Here is a 17,919-nt window from a genome sequence, read left to right on the forward strand (position 1 = left end):
GTTTTATTTTGCTAAAGGGTTCTGACACATGTCTGATGCCAGAACCCGGAAGGCATCAGGGGCGGCCAGCCCAAATGACCATCACTTTATCGTCACCTTGCTCGCGCACGAAGCCGTATCCCTGTTTTAACGAAAGGGTTGTTTGTTGACCTGCGCCAATGGCGGAATGCCGGGCTCTGAACTGGCTGATACGCTGCCAGTGTGCAACGGTATCCGCCGCGTTGCCCTTCACGTCCTGCCAGTTCATATCTGACCGTGTACCCTGCAGAGGATCGGAGCCGGTAGGACCGAAAGGTCGCGCAGACTCATCGCCGTAAAAGATCTGCACAGCGCCTGGCGCCAGCAGTAACAACTCCGCTGCGTTATTGTCCCCTTCCCGGAACAGGCGAGTATCGTGCGATGAGAGGTAACTCAGGACGTTGAAATTCTGCAACTTGTCAGCCATTTGTTGCCAGGTGAGATCCATATTTGCCAGACAATCGACCGCTTTTGCCGCCTGCTCCTGGTAATCAAAATTAATCATCGCGTCGAAGCCGTGGCGGTAATATTCGCTTTGCATCACGCCATGACCCCAGGCTTCACCGGTCATCCAGAAGGGACTGTTATCCAGAGCTTTGTCGGGATTGGCGCGTTTCCATTCAACCAGCGCAGCGCTGGCCTGCGTTTTTAGTTGTTGCCATGCGGGAAGTTCGACATGTTTCGCGGTATCGATACGGAAGCCGTCGATGCCGTAGTCTCGCACCCACTGACTTAACCAGTGAGTCAGATAATCTCGCGGCGTGTAACCCGCAATGGCTTTGGCATGGGTATCCGGTTTGTGTTGATAGAAGACGGGCAGACCAGAAGGGATGGTGGACTCGGTTTTGAGATCGGGCAGAAAGGCCAGGGACATGGTCAGGTCATCAAAGCCCGGAGTGTTGTAATCACCGATGTCGGTACGGATCCAATTTTTACCCCACCATTTTTCCCATGCGGCTTTATCGCCGAAGTTGATGTAATCATTAAAGCTGTGCCAGCTTTGACCTACCGCGGGTTTCCAGTCCGTCCAGCGCTCACCGAGCGTTTTTTTCAGCTCATCTCCCGATAAATACAGCGCGCCAAACTGGTACTCCTGCATATCCGCCAGCGTGGCGTAACCGGTATGGTTCATCACCACATCGAACACAATGCGAATGCCGCGCTGATGTGCGCCGTCAACCAGTGCGCGCAGGTCATCTTCGGTACCCATATTGGCGTCAAGTCGGGTCCAGTCCTGAGTGTAATAGCCGTGGTAGGCGTAATGGGGGAAATCACCTTTGGTTCCGCCGCCGACCCAACCATGAATTTGCTCAAAGGGGGCGCTGACCCACAGGGCGTTGACGCCAAGCTGCTGCAGGTAGTCCAGTTTGCTCACCAGCCCGCGTAAATCGCCGCCATGAAAGGTACCGATCTCCTGCATACCGTCTTTATGGCGGCCATAACTGCTGTCGTTTGTCGGATCGCCGTTCTGGAAGCGGTCCGTCAGCACAAAGTAGACGGTGGCGTTATGCCAGTCGAACGTGGCGGGAGCGTCAGTCTCTGCCCGTTCCAGCAATAACAGTCCATTACTGGTCGCTGCGGGCTGGAACGTGATGTGACCATTTTTAACCGTAGCGATTTGCTGGCTGTAGAAATCGCGTACCTTTGAACCTTCCGGAAAGGTCTGGGCGACATCCAGGGTCAGCGGCGAACCGTCCCATTTTGGGCACTGACGCACCTGACTGGCGACAGGTTCGGCGGCATTTTTTACTGACAGCATCAGCGTTGGCGTGCCCGAACGGGTATCTACCTCCAGCGTATAGTCGCCCTCTTTAAAAAGTCGCCATTGCGGAGGGGTTCCCTCGCAGGGTTTGAGGGACAGCATCTGATTGAGCTTGATGGTCTCTGCGGGCTGCCAGCACTGTTGGTCAAACGTCAGCGTTAAAGGACGGGTACCCTTCGTCAACGTGCTATGGCTGACAAATTTACCGGTCCCTTGTGCAGTAAAGGTCGGGAAGCCGGGCGTTGTCCATGATGAGGCGATCGCAATACCGGGCATAAACGCCAAAGCAATGGCGGCAAGTTTCATAACGCGGTCCTTGTTGCTGCGCTTTTCGTCAGTTTGCCAGTGAAAGGGGGCGGGAAACTCATCCTTTGGATGAATACATCCAGGATGAGGCGCGAGGATGAGCGATCGTGTGCAAAAAAGAGTCTTTTTTTGCGATAACCTCCACATTTTCATCGAATTAATGACATCCCTAACCGTTAGTGCATGACATAGTTTCAGAATTGGACTATTCCTTTGAGTGCTCTTGACGGCTATTTTTGATATGATTTGAGATTCAACTCTCATTTTTGTGAAAAATATAAGGTGTTGGAATGTATAAATCCGACCAGGAGACCTAATGATATTGACTCCCATTCGACGATATGGGGCCATGATTCTTATGTTACTCACCATCGTATTTTCGGGTGAGGTGCTGGCAAAGACGCACACGACGACAACGAGTCAGACGTCCCACGTAACCAAGACAAGTAGTACACAGGCAAGCAGTAAACAAGAGTATTCTCGCAATAGTGCAAAGAGCAGTTCACTTCCTGATTTGCGAAAATACCCTTCCGGAACACCAAGGAAAAAAGCGTTTCTCCGGACGGTTATGCCTTATATTACCAGTCAAAATGCTGCCATTACGGCTGATCGTAACTGGCTGATTTCGAAGCAATACCAGAATCGCTGGTCGCCTTCTGAGCGCGCGCGTATGAAAGATATCGCTAAACGCTACAAGGTGAGCTGGTCCGGCAATACGCGTAAAGTTCCGTGGAACACGTTGCTTGAACGTGTCGACATTATCCCCACCAGTATGGTGGCGACGATGGCGGCGGCAGAAAGCGGTTGGGGTACCTCTAAGCTGGCCCGTAACAATAACAATTTGTTCGGTATGAAATGTGGGAAAGGCCGTTGCAGCAACGCGCCGGGTAAGGTGAAAGGCTATTCTCAGTTTGACTCTGTTAAAGAGTCGGTCAGCGCCTATGTCATCAACCTGAATACCCACCCGGCTTACTCTTCCTTCCGTAAGTCTCGTGCGCAGCTGCGCAAAGCGGATCAGGAAGTGACGGCGACCGCGATGATTCATAAGCTGAAGGGTTATTCAACGAAAGGACAAAGTTATAACAACTATCTGTTCGCCATGTACCAGGATAACCAGCGCTTAATTGCCGCACATATGTAATCGTTAAATGCCGGGTGGCGCATTAGTGCCGCCATCCGGCAAATACATCACAACAACACTTCACTGTTCAGGTCACGGTACTCTTTTGGGGTCGTGCCATACTCTTTTTTAAAGACCGAATAAAAATATTGCAGGGAAGGATAGCCACAGATCTGCGAGATCTCGTTGATCGACAGTGTGGTTGAAATCAACAGGCTACGTGCTTTTTCCAGTTTTTCGGCATGGATGACGGCGTGGATAGTCTCCCCCACTTCCTCTTTGAAACGCTTCTCCAGATTGGAGCGAGAAATTCCCACTGCGTCCAGCACCTGATCAACCTTGATACCTTTACAGGCATGATTGCGAATGAAATGCATGGCCTGAATGACGGTCGGGTCTGTGAGTGAACGATAGTCGGTTGACTGACGCTCAACGACGCGCACCGGTGGGACGAGGATACGTTGTAAGGGCATCTCTTCGTTGGCCAGCAGGCGGTGCAGCATTTTGGCGGCCTGATATCCCATCTGCCTCGCCCCCTGCGCGACCGACGAGAGCGCGACGCGTGACAGGTAACGGGTGAGCTCTTCGTTATCAATCCCAATGACACTCAGCTTTTCAGGCACCGGGATGTGCAGATGTTCACAGACCTGCAGTACATGGCGCGCACGGGCGTCAGTCACCGCAATAATGCCGGTTTGCGGCGGTAGGGTTTGCAGCCAGTCTGCCAGGCGATTTTGCGCGTGCTGCCAGTTTTCTGGCGCCGTCTCCAGCCCCTGATAGACCACGCCTCGGTATTTTTCTTCGGCGACTAACTGACAAAACGCGTATTCACGTTCTGCTGCCCAGCGTTTACCGCTGGAGGCGGGTAGGCCATAGAAGGCAAAACGGTTAATCCCTTTTTCTTTCAGGTGCAGAAAGGCGCTTTCCACCAACGCGAAGTTATCCGTGGCGATGTAATGGACTGGTGGATAATGTTCAGGAAGGTGGTAGGAACCGCCGACACCAACGATAGGAACGTCAACGTCAGCAAGCAGGCAGGCAATCTCGTCATCGTCGTAGTCGGCGATGACGCCATCTCCTAACCATTCTTTGATGTTATCAATCCGGGCACGAAAATCCTCCTCAATAAAGATATCCCACTCGGATTGCGACGCTTGCAAATATTCGCCGACCCCTTCGACGACCTGGCGGTCATAAGCTTTGTTAGCGTTAAATAACAGCGTGATACGATGACGTTTATCAAACATGGTTCTTTTCCTGCTGAATCATGCATAAAAACAATGCCGGTAGGTATTTACCGGCATTGAGACTTCCCCACTTCTCTTACATTCAGGCGCGGCGTTTGGTTGCTGAGTCCATCCATACCGCCAGTAACAGAATCGCACCCTTCACGATATATTGCCAGAAGGTGGGAACATCCATCATACTCATTCCATTGTCGAGAGAGGCCATGATAAATGCGCCCATGACGGCACCGGCGACACTCCCGATACCTCCCGCCAGGCTGGTTCCCCCAATCACACACGCGGCAATCGCATCCAGTTCAGCAATATTCCCGGCAGAAGGCGAGCCTGCGCCAAGTCGTGAACTGAGGATCAGCCCGGCTATCGCCACCATCAGGCCATTAATAGCGAAGACCGCGAGCTTGGTACGTTCGACGTTAATCCCTGACAGACGCGCGGCTTCGATATTGCCGCCGATGGCATAAATGCGACGACCAAAGGCGGTGCGCGTCGCCATAAACATCCCGCCGAGCAGCAGCAGCGTCAGCAGTAGCACTGGCGTCGGGACGCCACGATAATCATTTAGCAGCCAGATAGCGCCTAATACGATAATGGCCGTCAACGCCTGGCGACCGACAACCGACGTCGATACGGGAGATTCCAGGCCTAACGCCTGGCGGCGCATACGCCCACGCCATTGCCAGCCGATAAACGCCATCAGCCCGAGTGCGCCGATGATAAAGCCAGTACCATCAGACAAGTAACTTTGGCCAATCTGTGACATCGCAGCGCTGGTGGGAGAGACAGTTGTGCCGTTGGTGATCCCGATGAGAATACCGCGAAAAGCCAGCATGCCGGCAAGTGTCACAATAAACGAAGGGACTTTGCGGTAGGCAACCCACCATCCATTCCAGGTGCCGAGGAGCAAACCCAGCGCCAGCGTGACAATCACCGTCAGCGGTAATGGCCACCCGAGCCAGACATCGCAAATTGCCGCGACGCCGCCCAGTAAGCCCATCATCGAACCAACCGAGAGATCGATTTCGGCAGAGATAATTACGAATACCATACCGACAGCAAGGATACCCGTAATCGCCGTTTGCCGCAGCAGGTTAGAGACGTTACGGGCGCTGAGATAAGCGCCATCTGTGGTCCACGTGAAGAACAACATGATAACGATAATCGCCGCAATCATGACGAAGACTTGTAAATTAAGCGATTTGATTCCGGGGAAGCCGCTTGCCCGTGGGGCCGCGAGTTTCGCTTCAGACGGGGTGTTTTTCGACATGCTGTTCGCTCCTCAATGCGGCTTCCATGACCTGCTCCTGAGTCAGGTTATGATTCACCAGGTTAGCTTTCAGTTTTCCTTCATGCATCACCAGGATGCGATCGCTCAACCCGAGCACTTCGGGTAATTCGGAAGAGATGACGATGACGGCAATACCTTGCTGTACAAGCTGGTTGATGAGCTTGTAGATTTCATATTTAGCGCCGATATCAATTCCCCGTGTGGGTTCATCGAGGATGAGAATACGGGGATTTAACAGGAGGCAACGTGCCAGAATCGCTTTTTGCTGATTGCCTCCGCTCAGACGACCAATGGCAAGATCGGGAGAGGAGGTTTTTACTTTGAGTTGCTGGAGAGATTCCAGAATGCATTTTTGTTCTGCTGCATCATCAAGATGGCTCAGAGGCCCGGTAAAGGTGTCGAGGGCCGCCAGCGTGATATTTTTTCCCACTGCCATCACGGGAACAATACCGTCTTTTTTGCGGTCTTCGGGCACCATAGCAATACCGTGAGCAATGGCTTGCTGGCAGTTACGAATATCGACCTGATTACCGTCAATGAATATTTTCCCCTCCCAGCGCCCTGGCCAGACACCAAACAGACACTGAACGGCTTCAGTACGCCCGGCTCCGACAAGCCCGGCAATACCCAGAATTTCACCGCGCTTAAGTGAGAAGGAAATATCGTTAACACGCTTAATATGGCGGTTAACGGGATGCCAGGCGGTAAGGTGCTCAACCCGTAAAATCTCGTCTCCCATGGTGTGCGGTTCACTGGGATAGAGCGCGGTTAACTCACGCCCGACCATCATAGTGATAATATCGTCTTCGCTCATCCCCGTGGCATCACGAGTACCAATGTGCTGACCATCGCGAATAACGCAAATCGTATCCGAAATGGCTTTGACCTCATTGAGTTTGTGTGAAATGTAAATGCAGGCAATATCATGCTGCTGCAGGTCACGTATAATATTCAGCAGGATGGCGGTTTCCTGCTCAGTGAGCGAGGCGGTGGGTTCATCCAGAATGAGCAGACGGACCTGTTTATTCAGCGCTTTAGCAATTTCGACCAGTTGCTGTTGACCCAAACCTAAATCGCCTACCCGTGTATCGGGCGAAATGGACAAGCTCACCTGTTCTAATAATTTTTGGCAACGCAGCGTCATCATGTCGTAATCCAAAAGGCCATTACGCGTGATTTCGCTGCCAAGAAATATATTTTCCAGAACCGTCAAATGTTTAACCAGGGCTAATTCCTGATGGATAATGGCAATACCTTTGCGTTCTGTGTCGCGAATATGGTTAGCCTGAATCGTTTCGCCTGCGAAAATTATCTCGCCTTCGTAAGAGCCGTACGGATAAATACCACACAGCACCTTCATTAATGTTGATTTCCCAGAACCATTCTCGCCGCATAATGAAACGATTTCGCCGGCATTGACCCTGAGGCTAACGTTATCAACCGCCTTCACGACGCCGAATGTCTTGGTAATGTTCTTCATTTCAAGTAGATATGGCATAACTGCTCCACATAAGCCAATAAGAGAACCCTGCGTGGATGTTGACATGTACCTGTCGCTATTTTTCTGCAACGTGGGTACCGCCCTCTGATGATTCAGAGGGCGTAACGCTTAAAGCTCACTTTGCTTGTGGAACCCGTCTTTGATGACGGTTTCGGAAATATTGTCTTTGTTCACATCAATAGGCGTCAGCAGTCGGGAAGGGACATCTTTCAAACCATTGTTCAGCGTGGTATCTGCTTTAGGTTGCTTATCATTCCCCATTTCGACGGCGATCTCTGCGGCGGTATTGGCGAGCAGGGAGATTGGTTTATACACCGTCATCGTTTGCGTACCTGCCATAATGCGTTTGATACCGGCGAGGTCTGCATCCTGTCCGGAAATAGCGACTTTTCCTGATAAACCTTGTGCACTTAGCGCCTGAACTGCACCGCCCGCCGTTGCGTCATTTGATGCGACAACGGCATCAATTTTGTTATTGTTGGCGGTCAACGCATTTTCCATAATCTTCAAGGCATTTTCAGGTAACCAGCCGTCAACCCATTGATCGCCGACAACCTTAATTTTTCCTTCGTCAATATACGGTTTTAATACTTTCATTTGCCCGGCGCGGAACAGTTTCGCATTATTATCGACAGGCGAACCCCCCATCAAAAAATAATTCCCCTGGGGTACAATATCGACCAGTGATTGAGCCTGTAATTCGCCCACTTTTTCATTATCAAAAGAGATATAAAAATCGATATCGGCATCGTTGATCATACGGTCATATGCCAGGACTTTTATCCCTTCTTGCTTCGCTTCTTTGATGACATTGCTTAAGACTTGTCCGTTGTAAGGAATTATCACCAGGACGTCAACGCCACGGTTGATCATGTTTTCAATCTGCGACATTTGGGTTTCTTCATTACCATTTGCAGATTGTACAAATACTTTTGCGCCGAGCGATTCCGCTTTGCTGACGAAAATATCGCGATCTTTCTGCCAGCGTTCCAGGCGGAGATCATCAATCGCCATACCGATTTTAACTTCTTTGGCATGGCCTGCGACGCTGGTGAGTAAAAGGGATGTGCAGACAGTCAGTAAAATGTTTTTTATCTTCATAATCGTGATGCCTTTTGTAGGGGAGGAACGGCAATAAAAGTAACAATCACAGCGTAAGACTTAGCAGATTTTTAACAGGTAATGCCCGGAAGGCAATTATAGATTTTTATCTTCCAGTTACGATTTTTGGTTTATTTCGTAATTTATGACCGAGATCTTATTTTAAATGAATTGCCGCTTAACTTGCATTTCAGTTTGATATGTAACGTTTTTTTAATTGTTTGACTTTTATTTTGCGAAGTGGCGCACACTTGTGAATTATCTCAATGGCAGTGTGAAATAACATAATTGAGCAATGGTCTGGGAGTGCCCAATATTACGACATTATCAATCACCCGCCGCATTACCTGATTATGGAGTTCATTATGCAAGCCTATTTTGACCAGCTTGATCGTGTTCGTTATGAAGGCACCAAATCGACTAATCCATTAGCATTTCGTCACTATAATCCAGACGAAATCGTGTTGGGCAAACGCATGGAAGATCATTTGCGTTTTGCGGCGTGCTACTGGCATACCTTTTGTTGGAATGGTGCCGATATGTTTGGCGTTGGGTCGTTTAATCGCCCGTGGCAGCAACCTGGCGAGGCGATTGAACGTGCGAAGCGCAAGGCGGATGTCGCGTTTGAATTCTTCCACAAACTGAATGTGCCGTATTACTGTTTCCATGATGTGGATGTCTCACCTGAAGGCGCTTCATTACAAGAGTACAAAAATAACTTTGCACAAATGGTTGATGTTCTGGCACAAAAACAGGACCAGAGCGGCGTGAAGCTGTTATGGGGGACGGCGAACTGCTTTACGAATCCTCGCTACGGCGCGGGTGCTGCCACCAACCCCGATCCGGAAGTCTTTAGCTGGGCGGCCACCCAGGTGGTGACGGCGATGAATGCCACCCATAAATTGGGTGGGGAAAACTACGTACTGTGGGGCGGTCGTGAAGGTTACGAAACCTTGCTGAATACGGACCTGCGGCAGGAGCGCGAGCAAATTGGTCGCTTTATGCAAATGGTGGTTGAGCATAAACACAAAATTGGCTTCCAGGGCACGCTGCTTATCGAACCCAAACCGCAGGAACCGACTAAACACCAGTATGACTATGATGTTGCAACCGTCTACGGCTTCCTCAAACAGTTCGGCCTGGAAAAAGAGATCAAAGTTAACATTGAAGCAAACCATGCGACGCTGGCGGGACACTCTTTCCACCATGAAATTGCCTCTGCTATCGCGTTGGGTATTTTTGGTTCCGTTGACGCCAACCGTGGCGATGCGCAATTGGGGTGGGATACCGATCAGTTCCCGAACAGCGTGGAAGAAAATGCGCTGGTGATGTATGAGATCCTGAAAGCGGGCGGCTTCACCACCGGCGGCCTGAATTTTGACGCCAAAGTGCGTCGCCAAAGCACCGATAAATACGACCTGTTCTACGGCCATATTGGGGCAATGGACACAATGGCGCTGTCGCTGAAAGTTGCGGCGCGTATGCTTGAAGAGGGTGAACTGGATAAACGCGTAGCGAAACGCTATGCCGGATGGAATGGCGAACTGGGCCAGCAAATCCTGAAAGGTCAGTTATCACTCAGTGAGCTGTCGCAGTATGCTGAACAACGTAATCTGGCACCTGTTCATCAGAGTGGCCATCAGGAACTGCTGGAAAACCTGGTGAATCATTATCTGTTCGACAAGTAACCGGCTTCGTTAGCTGCCTGTAGCCCGGTAAGCGAGAGCACCACCGGGCATTTCTGTTAAAGGAATCATCGCTATGTATATCGGGATTGATCTGGGTACCTCCGGCGTGAAGGCCATTCTGGTGAATGAGCAAGGGGAGGTCATTGCCTCACAAACACAGGCGCTTACCGTCTCCCGCCCTCATCCATTATGGTCAGAGCAGGATCCTGAACAGTGGTGGCAGGCGACCGACCGCGCGGTAAAAGCGTTGGGTCAGCAGCACACATTGAGCGGTGTGAAAGCCGTGGGTATTGCGGGGCAGATGCATGGCGCCACGTTACTTGATAAACAGCAAAGAGTATTACGCCCGGCGATTTTGTGGAATGACGGTCGCTGCGCCGAAGAGTGCGTATTACTTGAAAAACAGGTGCCTGCCTCTCGCGCCATTACCGGCAACCTGATGATGCCCGGTTTTACCGCGCCTAAATTATTGTGGGTTCAGCGTCACGAGCCGGAGGTTTTTCGTCAGGTCGCCACCGTTTTGCTGCCGAAAGATTATCTGCGCCTGCGGATGACCGGTGAGTTTGCCAGCGATATGTCTGATGCTGCGGGTACGATGTGGCTGGATGTGGCGAAGCGTGACTGGAGTGACGTCATGCTTGAGGCGTGCGGGCTGGCCCGTGATCATATGCCGACGTTATACGAAGGGAGCGATATCACCGGAACGCTGTTGCCAGAGGTGGCGCAGTCCTGGGGGATGTCAGAGGTTCCCGTTGTGGCAGGCGGAGGCGATAACGCAGCCGGTGCTGTTGGCGTCGGGATGATGAATGCCGGTCAGGCGATGCTCTCCCTGGGCACCTCCGGCGTGTATTTTGCGGTGAGCGAGGGCTTCCTCAGCAGACCCGAAAGCGCAGTGCACAGTTTTTGCCACGCGCTGCCCGGACGCTGGCATTTAATGTCCGTCATGCTGAGCGCCGCTTCTTGTCTGGACTGGGCGGCAAAATTAACTGGGATGGCGAATGTTCCCGCGCTGATTGCCGCCGCGCAGCAGGCGGATGACAACGTCGAGACTGTCTGGTTCCTGCCCTATCTTTCCGGTGAGCGTACGCCACACAACAATCCGCAGGCTAAGGGCGTGTTCTTTGGTTTGACGCACCAGCATGGCCCGGCGGAATTGGCGCGGGCGGTGCTGGAGGGGGTCGGTTATGCGTTGGCCGATGGCATGGATGCGGTCCATGCGTGTGGCGTGCAACCCGGCAGTATTACGTTGATTGGCGGCGGTGCTCGCAGTGAGTATTGGCGACAAATGCTCTCTGATATCAGTGGATTGCAATTAGATTACCGCACCGGTGGCGATGTGGGGCCGGCATTAGGGGCAGCACGTCTGGCACAAATTGCCGTGAATCCCGAGAAACCGTTATCCGGGTTGTTACCGCAACTCCCGCTGGAACAGGCGCATTATCCGGATGCGCAGCGCCATGCGCGCTATCAACAACAGCGCGCCACTTTCCGCCGTCTCTATCAGCAACTCTTGCCACTGATGTCTTAATCCACAATGCCTTCCGGTTCGCGCCGGAAGGCATTCCTGGTGCCAATTACTTCATTTAATACACATAGAAATTAGTATGTGTGTTTTCCTATTTTACGGTATGTCCACGCCATCGTCTTTCTCATCTCTATTTATTGCCTTAATGTGCATCACCAGAGCATAAGGAGAGGGATATGGACGATAACATTGTGCGCAGGAAGCGGGCTGTGGGGTTACTGATGCTGGTCAGTGGCGCTCTGGTCTATCTGGCAGGGTTATGGCCCGTTTGCCAAACGTTGTACCAAAAAGGCTATTTTTTGGGCGTTATCGTCATGATGGGCTTTCCTGTTCTGATTCATTATGAACAGACCGGCGGTGAACGCCTGCTCGGGTACTGCAAGTATTTGTTATTGTTTAGTTCTGGAATGCTTCTCATTGGGGTATGGAATATTGAGTTGCCATCAGTGATGAAAGTGACCTGTCTGCTGGCGGCGGGGATATGTCTGTCCGGCGCGGACATGTATGCGTCAAATTGTGAAAGTAAATGATGGCCGAAGCCATCACCTGCCAACTTAGCTGACCAGCCTGCGTGTATCCACTCGCTGCAATAGCACGGAAAACAGCAAACTCCCCGCCAGAGTGAGAGTGAAAATCCAGACGATGTCGAGCGGTGGCCAGTGTTTAATTTCAATCCCATTGGTGCGCAACGCATGAATAATGAGCGCATGGAATCCATAAATGCCGAGTGAATGACGCGAAATCAGCCCCAGCGCCGGAACGGTTTGTTTATTCAGCGTATTCTTGACCAGCGTCAGTAGCGACATCGCGAAAATAAACACTGCCGGTCCACAATAGACATACCAGGTATCGGCAAAATTTCCTCGCCAGCGAAGTTCATACAGCGTACCGCGAGAAATCACCACCACAGCGGTAATACAAAGGAGCGTGCTTATCACGGTGAGCGACCTTTTCTGCGTGTCCATCATGCCAATGGCCCGGCCGAGCATGCCGTACAGGATGTAATAGAAGGTGTCGCCATTGATATATAAATTAATCGGTAGCCACTCAAATCCGCCAATTTTCTGCGTCACGGTATTGGGATTGGCGATGATGCCAATCATCACCATTAGTACCAGCAACATTTTCCCACTGACGTTTTTAACCTGTATCAGTGGTGATACCAGGTAAATAACAGCGATCGCGAAGAAAAACCACAAATGGTAGAACACCGGTTTTTGCAGCAGATTTTTCAGCGAGAGTTCTGCGTTGATAGAGGTAAACAACGCGATATACACCAGGGCCACGCCGCTGTAGAACAACAGGCAGAGCGCAATACGTAAAAAATGACGTGGTTGGGCACTACGTTCCCCAAAAAAGAGAAAGCCTGAAATCATAAAGAAAAGCGGAACGCTCACGCGTGAGGCTGAGTTCAGGACATTCGCAAGATCCCAATTTATCGGGCTGACGCTTTGCGCATTAGTCACATACCAGGTCGTGGTATGAATCATGACCACCATTAAACACGCAATCCCGCGCAGATTATCAATCCAATATATTTTGGGCTGCATCAGTGCCTCTGTTTTCGTTCTAAAAAAAGTCTGACTGGTAATTTGCCGGCGTATCTCACTGGAATAATCTGAGTTTATACGCTAAAGCTTGTGATGCGCTGGCGAGATTCGCAAAATGCGCTGGCGACGCGAACGTTAATAATAATAAGACAGACCGGCATATAAGGCGGTAATAAAAATGATGATGAAGTTTCTCTTCCCGGCCATGCTGACTCTGGTGCTGGCGGGTTGTGCTGGCGAGCAACCGCCAGTGCAAAAAGCACAGAAGCTCAAAGTGAGCCCCTCGAGAACGCTGGATATGGAAGCGTTGTGCAAAGGTCAGGCGGCAAAGCGTTACAACACAGACCCGCAAAAAATTGATGTTACCGGCTTTGAGCAGTTTCAGGGCAGTTATGAAATGCGCGGCTATACCTTTCGCAAAGAGGGTTTTGTCTGTTCTTTTGATGCGGACGGGCAGTTTTTACACCTTTCCATGCGTTAAGCCCTGCCTTTTTCCCGTTTCGTACTGTATATCTTGCAGTCAGCGGGTATACTGATCCCTTCCTTTAAATCCACACGTATCCAGCACGAAATAATATGCAAAAGTTTGATACCAGGACCTTCCAGGGCTTGATCCTGACCTTACAGGATTACTGGGCTCGCCAGGGCTGCACCATTGTTCAACCATTGGACATGGAAGTCGGCGCGGGGACTTCTCACCCAATGACTTGCCTGCGTGCGCTGGGGCCAGAGCCGATGGCGACGGCCTATGTGCAGCCTTCTCGTCGTCCGACCGATGGCCGCTACGGCGAAAACCCGAACCGTTTACAGCACTACTATCAGTTCCAGGTGGTCATTAAGCCATCTCCGGACAACATTCAGGAGCTGTACCTTGGTTCTCTGAAAGAGCTGGGAATGGACCCGACTATCCACGACATCCGTTTCGTGGAAGATAACTGGGAAAACCCAACACTGGGCGCCTGGGGTCTGGGCTGGGAAGTGTGGCTGAACGGGATGGAAGTGACGCAGTTCACTTACTTCCAGCAGGTGGGCGGTCTGGAGTGCAAACCGGTGACCGGTGAGATCACTTACGGTCTGGAGCGTCTGGCGATGTACATTCAGGGCGTAGACAGCGTTTACGACCTGGTCTGGAGCGACGGCCCGCTGGGTAAAACCACCTACGGCGACGTGTTCCATCAGAACGAAGTGGAGCAATCCACCTACAACTTCGAATACGCGGATGTGGACTTCCTGTTCTCCTGCTTTGAGCAGTATGAGAAAGAAGCTCAGCAGCTGCTGGCGCTGGAAAACCCACTGCCGCTGCCTGCCTACGAGCGTATTCTGAAAGCCGCTCACAGCTTCAACCTGTTGGATGCGCGTAAAGCCATCTCCGTCACCGAGCGTCAGCGCTACATTCTGCGCATTCGCACCCTGACCAAAGCAGTGGCAGAAGCTTATTATGCTTCCCGTGAAGCCCTTGGCTTCCCGATGTGCAACAAAGACAAGTAAGAGGCGGCCATGTCTGAGAAAACTTTTCTGGTGGAAATCGGCACTGAAGAGCTACCACCAAAAGCCCTGCGCAGCCTGGCAGAGTCCTTTGCTGCGAACTTTACTGCGGAGCTGGATAACGCCGGCCTCGCACACGGCAACGTTGAGTGGTTTGCTGCTCCGCGTCGTCTGGCGCTGAAAGTCGCGAATCTGGCTGAATCACAGGCCGACCGCGAAGTTGAAAAACGCGGCCCGGCGATTGCCCGGGCGTTCGACGCGGAAGGCAAGCCGAGCAAAGCGGCAGAAGGCTGGGCGCGTGGTTGCGGGATCACCGTTGACCAGGCTGAGCGCCTGACCACTGACAAAGGCGAATGGCTGCTCTATCGCGCCCACGTGAAGGGCGAAAGCACCGAAGCGCTGGTGCCGAACATGGTAGCAACCTCGCTGGCGAAGCTGCCGATCCCTAAACTGATGCGTTGGGGAGCAAGCGACGTCCACTTCGTGCGTCCGGTACATACCGTGACTTTGCTGCTTGGCGATAAAGTCATTCCGGCAACCATCCTGGGCATTCAGTCCGATCGCGTGATTCGCGGCCATCGCTTTATGGGCGAGCCGGAATTCACCCTCGACAACGCCGATCAGTATCCTGAAATTCTGCGTGAGCGCGGTAAAGTTATCGCGGATTACGAAGAGCGTAAGGCGAAGATTAAAGCGGATGCGGAAGAAGCGGCACGTAAGATTGGCGGTAACGCTGACCTGAGCGAAAGCCTGTTAGAAGAAGTGACCTCGCTGGTGGAGTGGCCGGTTGTCCTGACCGCGAAATTCGAAGAGAAATTCCTCGCGGTGCCGTCTGAAGCGCTGGTACACACCATGAAAGGTGACCAGAAGTACTTCCCGGTTTACGCAAACGACGGCAAACTGCTGCCAAACTTTATCTTCGTCTCCAACATTGAGTCGAAAGACCCACAGCAGATCATCTCCGGTAACGAGAAAGTGGTGCGTCCACGTCTGGCGGATGCTGAGTTCTTTTTCAACACTGACCGCAAAAAACGTCTGGAAGATAACCTGCCGCGTCTGCAAACCGTACTGTTCCAGCAACAGCTGGGCACGCTGCGCGACAAGACCGATCGTATTCAGGCGCTGGCAGGCTGGATTGCTGAACAGATTGGCGCTGACGTAAACCACGCGACCCGTGCGGGCCTGCTCTCCAAGTGCGACCTGATGACCAACATGGTCTTCGAGTTCACCGACACTCAGGGCGTGATGGGCATGCACTACGCGCGTCATGATGGCGAAGCAGAAGATGTGGCTGTGGCGCTGAACGAACAGTATCAGCCACGTTTCGCGGGTGATGACCTGCCGTCAAACCCGGTGGCTTGTGCCGTGGCGATTGCCGACAAGATGGACACCCTGGCGGGTATCTTCGGTATCGGTCAGCATCCGAAAGGCGACAAAGACCCATTTGCGCTGCGTCGTGCCGCGCTGGGCGTGCTGCGTATCATCGTTGAGAAGAACCTGAACCTTGATCTGCAAACCCTGACCGAAGAAGCGGTGCGTCTGTATGGCGACAAGCTGACGAATGCCAACGTGGTGGATGACGTTATCGACTTTATGCTGGGTCGTTTCCGCGCCTGGTATCAGGACGAAGGTTATACCGTCGACACTATTCAGGCGGTTCTGGCGCGTCGTCCGACCCGTCCGGCAGATTTCGATGCGCGTATGAAGGCGGTTTCGCACTTCCGTACGCTGGAAGCGGCCTCTGCGCTGGCGGCAGCGAACAAGCGTGTTTCTAACATTCTGGCGAAATCTGACGAGACGCTAAACGAGCGTGTGAACGCCGCGACGCTGAAAGAGCCGGAAGAGATTGCGCTGGCCATGCAGGTTGTGGTGCTGCGTGACAAGCTTGAGCCGTTCTTCGCGGAAGGTCGCTATCAGGACGCGCTGGCTGAGTTGGCTGAGCTGCGTGAGCCGGTCGATGCCTTCTTCGAGAAAGTGATGGTGAACGTCGAGGATAAAGATCTGCGTATTAACCGTCTGTCTATGCTCGAAAAACTGCGTGAACTGTTCCTGCGCGTCGCGGACATTTCTCTGCTGCAATAAGCATTCGCTCTTACTCAAAAAACCTGCCTTTCGGCAGGTTTTTTTATGCCAAAGGGTTAGCGTAACTGCAACGAGGTCAGGCAGGTTTGGCTGTCATCCATGGTTGTAATGGGATGAACCGCTTTCTTACCGTTGTAGCTCACTTCGATGGCACCTTCCATCTTGCGTGGCAGCCACACTCCGATAAAACCATTCTGATAGCTTTTCATCTCTTTTTGGACGACAACATCACCCTTGTTATCCGTCACTTTCACATTGAATGTCGTGTTCGGCATCTCTCCCCGACAGCCGGAAAGACTGTGGTTAAAACAGGGATGAGTTTGCTGTTCATAAGGCGCAAAGGAGAGATAGAACTTATCACCCAGCGGCAATGTGTATGTCTGGTCTCCGCCCGATAACTTCAGCTCGGTACTGGTTATGGAAGCAGAGTAAGGCAGTGGACGATTCTGCGGAGACTGATCGATAGTTTCGACGATCTGCTCAACGGATTTACCAGCAAGCCCATGCTCTGCAAGGAATGCAGATTCAGACGTTGCGGCGAAAGCGGCGCTGCTGGTGAGTAATCCCAGGCATAACAAGAGTGAGGGTTTCGGCATAGCTTCAATTCCATGTGAAAAACAGGGATTTCACTATAATGCTTGCCCTAAGGGTAAGGTCAAAGGTTGCGCAGGTAAAGTAATGCAAAGACGAGGAATGGCAGGATTCAGATAAAAAAAATCCCCGCCGTTTGGCAGGGATCTTCAATTCTGAGCTTTTTAAGCTTACAGGCTGGTTACGTTGCCAGCTGCCGGGCCTTTAGCGCCGCTTTCGATGGTGAAGGAAACTTTCTGACCTTCATCCAGGGATTTGTAACCGTCGTTCTGGATAGCAGAGAAGTGTACGAACACGTCTTTAGAGCCATCGTCAGGAGTGATGAAGCCGAAGCCTTTATCAGCGTTGAACCATTTTACGATACCAGTCATTTTACCGGACATAGTGTATTACCTTTTAAAAAATAAGTTTGCCTTTCGGCGATATGGCGTGCTTTACAGATTTTTTAAGCGTTAAGGAAATGCGCACTACGAGGGGTATCAACGATAACTCTTGAAGGGGACTGCCTTACTAAACTGCTTTAATGGTCTGTACGTCAAACCGTTGAGTGCATTAACTCATGTAATGCATATCGATGCAACTTTTATTTTTCCCTTTCGCTATCAAAACGGGAAAACGGTCCCGGTACAGGACCGTTAAGTCATGGAGTTCGCAGGTC

15 protein-coding genes are annotated in these 17,919 nt (G+C 51.7%); 7 read left to right on the plus strand and 8 right to left on the minus strand.

Annotated features, from left to right (window positions below; all coding sequences use genetic code 11):
- Positions 1-55: 55 nt before the first annotated feature.
- Positions 56-2,086, minus strand: a complete 2,031-nt coding sequence (gene malS, locus CJP72_RS16480; protein ID WP_162382426.1) for an alpha-amylase — start codon at positions 2,084-2,086, stop codon at positions 56-58.
- Positions 2,087-2,402: 316 nt separating this feature from the next.
- Here malS and CJP72_RS16485 point away from each other — a divergent pair, with 316 nt between their 5' ends.
- The gene (locus CJP72_RS16485) at positions 2,403-3,227 is read left to right on the plus strand and encodes a protein bax (RefSeq protein ID WP_162382427.1); all 825 of its coding nucleotides are present in this window, start codon (positions 2,403-2,405) and stop codon (positions 3,225-3,227) included.
- Positions 3,228-3,274: 47 nt separating this feature from the next.
- Here CJP72_RS16485 and xylR read toward each other — a convergent pair whose 3' ends face one another.
- The 4 genes from xylR to xylF all read right to left on the minus strand — a co-directional run bounded on the left by xylR (position 3,275) and on the right by xylF (position 8,340).
- Positions 3,275-4,453 carry a D-xylose utilization transcriptional activator XylR gene (xylR, locus tag CJP72_RS16490; protein ID WP_162382428.1) on the minus strand — a complete coding sequence of 393 codons (1,179 nt, stop codon included), beginning with the start codon at positions 4,451-4,453 and terminating at the stop codon, positions 3,275-3,277.
- Between the two features lie 82 nt (positions 4,454-4,535).
- Complete coding sequence (gene xylH, locus CJP72_RS16495; protein ID WP_162382429.1) at positions 4,536-5,717, minus strand: xylose ABC transporter permease XylH; 1,182 nt, start codon at positions 5,715-5,717, stop codon at positions 4,536-4,538.
- Positions 5,695-7,236 (minus strand): xylose ABC transporter ATP-binding protein, encoded by a 1,542-nt coding sequence (locus CJP72_RS16500; RefSeq protein WP_162382430.1) that lies wholly within the window; start codon positions 7,234-7,236, stop codon positions 5,695-5,697. The genes xylH and CJP72_RS16500 overlap by 23 nt, the downstream gene beginning before the upstream one ends.
- Positions 7,237-7,347: 111 nt before the next feature.
- Entirely contained in the window at positions 7,348-8,340 is a 993-nt protein-coding gene (gene xylF / locus CJP72_RS16505) for a D-xylose ABC transporter substrate-binding protein (RefSeq protein WP_162382431.1), read from the minus strand.
- Positions 8,341-8,705: 365 nt separating this feature from the next.
- Here xylF and xylA point away from each other — a divergent pair, with 365 nt between their 5' ends.
- The 3 genes from xylA to CJP72_RS16520 all read left to right on the plus strand — a co-directional run bounded on the left by xylA (position 8,706) and on the right by CJP72_RS16520 (position 12,083).
- Entirely contained in the window at positions 8,706-10,028 is a 1,323-nt protein-coding gene (gene xylA / locus CJP72_RS16510) for a xylose isomerase (protein ID WP_162382432.1), read from the plus strand.
- Between the two features lie 73 nt (positions 10,029-10,101).
- On the plus strand, positions 10,102-11,556 hold the full coding sequence (xylB, locus tag CJP72_RS16515) for a xylulokinase (RefSeq protein WP_162382433.1): 1,455 nt from the start codon (positions 10,102-10,104) through the stop codon (positions 11,554-11,556).
- A 173-nt stretch (positions 11,557-11,729) separates the two neighbouring features.
- On the plus strand, positions 11,730-12,083 hold the full coding sequence (locus tag CJP72_RS16520) for a YiaA/YiaB family inner membrane protein (RefSeq protein ID WP_162382434.1): 354 nt from the start codon (positions 11,730-11,732) through the stop codon (positions 12,081-12,083).
- Positions 12,084-12,107: 24 nt separating this feature from the next.
- On the opposite strand, the gene CJP72_RS16525 is transcribed toward CJP72_RS16520, so the two are convergent.
- Entirely contained in the window at positions 12,108-13,103 is a 996-nt protein-coding gene (locus CJP72_RS16525; protein ID WP_162382435.1) for an acyltransferase, read from the minus strand.
- Between the two features lie 178 nt (positions 13,104-13,281).
- Here CJP72_RS16525 and CJP72_RS16530 point away from each other — a divergent pair, with 178 nt between their 5' ends.
- The 3 genes from CJP72_RS16530 to glyS all read left to right on the plus strand — a co-directional run bounded on the left by CJP72_RS16530 (position 13,282) and on the right by glyS (position 16,670).
- Positions 13,282-13,584: a YsaB family lipoprotein gene (locus CJP72_RS16530; RefSeq protein WP_162382436.1), complete on the plus strand. Its 303-nt coding sequence runs from the start codon at positions 13,282-13,284 to the stop codon at positions 13,582-13,584.
- Positions 13,585-13,679: 95 nt separating this feature from the next.
- Complete coding sequence (gene glyQ, locus CJP72_RS16535) at positions 13,680-14,591, plus strand: glycine--tRNA ligase subunit alpha (protein ID WP_006817708.1); 912 nt, start codon at positions 13,680-13,682, stop codon at positions 14,589-14,591.
- Positions 14,592-14,600: 9 nt separating this feature from the next.
- Entirely contained in the window at positions 14,601-16,670 is a 2,070-nt protein-coding gene (gene glyS / locus CJP72_RS16540; RefSeq protein WP_162382437.1) for a glycine--tRNA ligase subunit beta, read from the plus strand.
- Positions 16,671-16,726: 56 nt separating this feature from the next.
- Here glyS and cueP read toward each other — a convergent pair whose 3' ends face one another.
- A complete protein-coding gene (gene cueP, locus CJP72_RS16545) occupies positions 16,727-17,266 on the minus strand; it encodes a copper-binding periplasmic metallochaperone CueP (RefSeq protein ID WP_162382438.1) in 540 nt (179 codons plus the stop codon).
- A 165-nt stretch (positions 17,267-17,431) separates the two neighbouring features.
- The gene (gene cspE, locus CJP72_RS16550) at positions 17,432-17,644 is read right to left on the minus strand and encodes a transcription antiterminator/RNA stability regulator CspE (RefSeq protein WP_000014594.1); all 213 of its coding nucleotides are present in this window, start codon (positions 17,642-17,644) and stop codon (positions 17,432-17,434) included.
- Positions 17,645-17,919 lie beyond the last annotated feature (275 nt).

Origin of the sequence: Citrobacter sp. NCU1 (assembly GCF_010231475.1) — a bacterium.
GTDB lineage: Bacteria > Pseudomonadota > Gammaproteobacteria > Enterobacterales > Enterobacteriaceae > Citrobacter_D.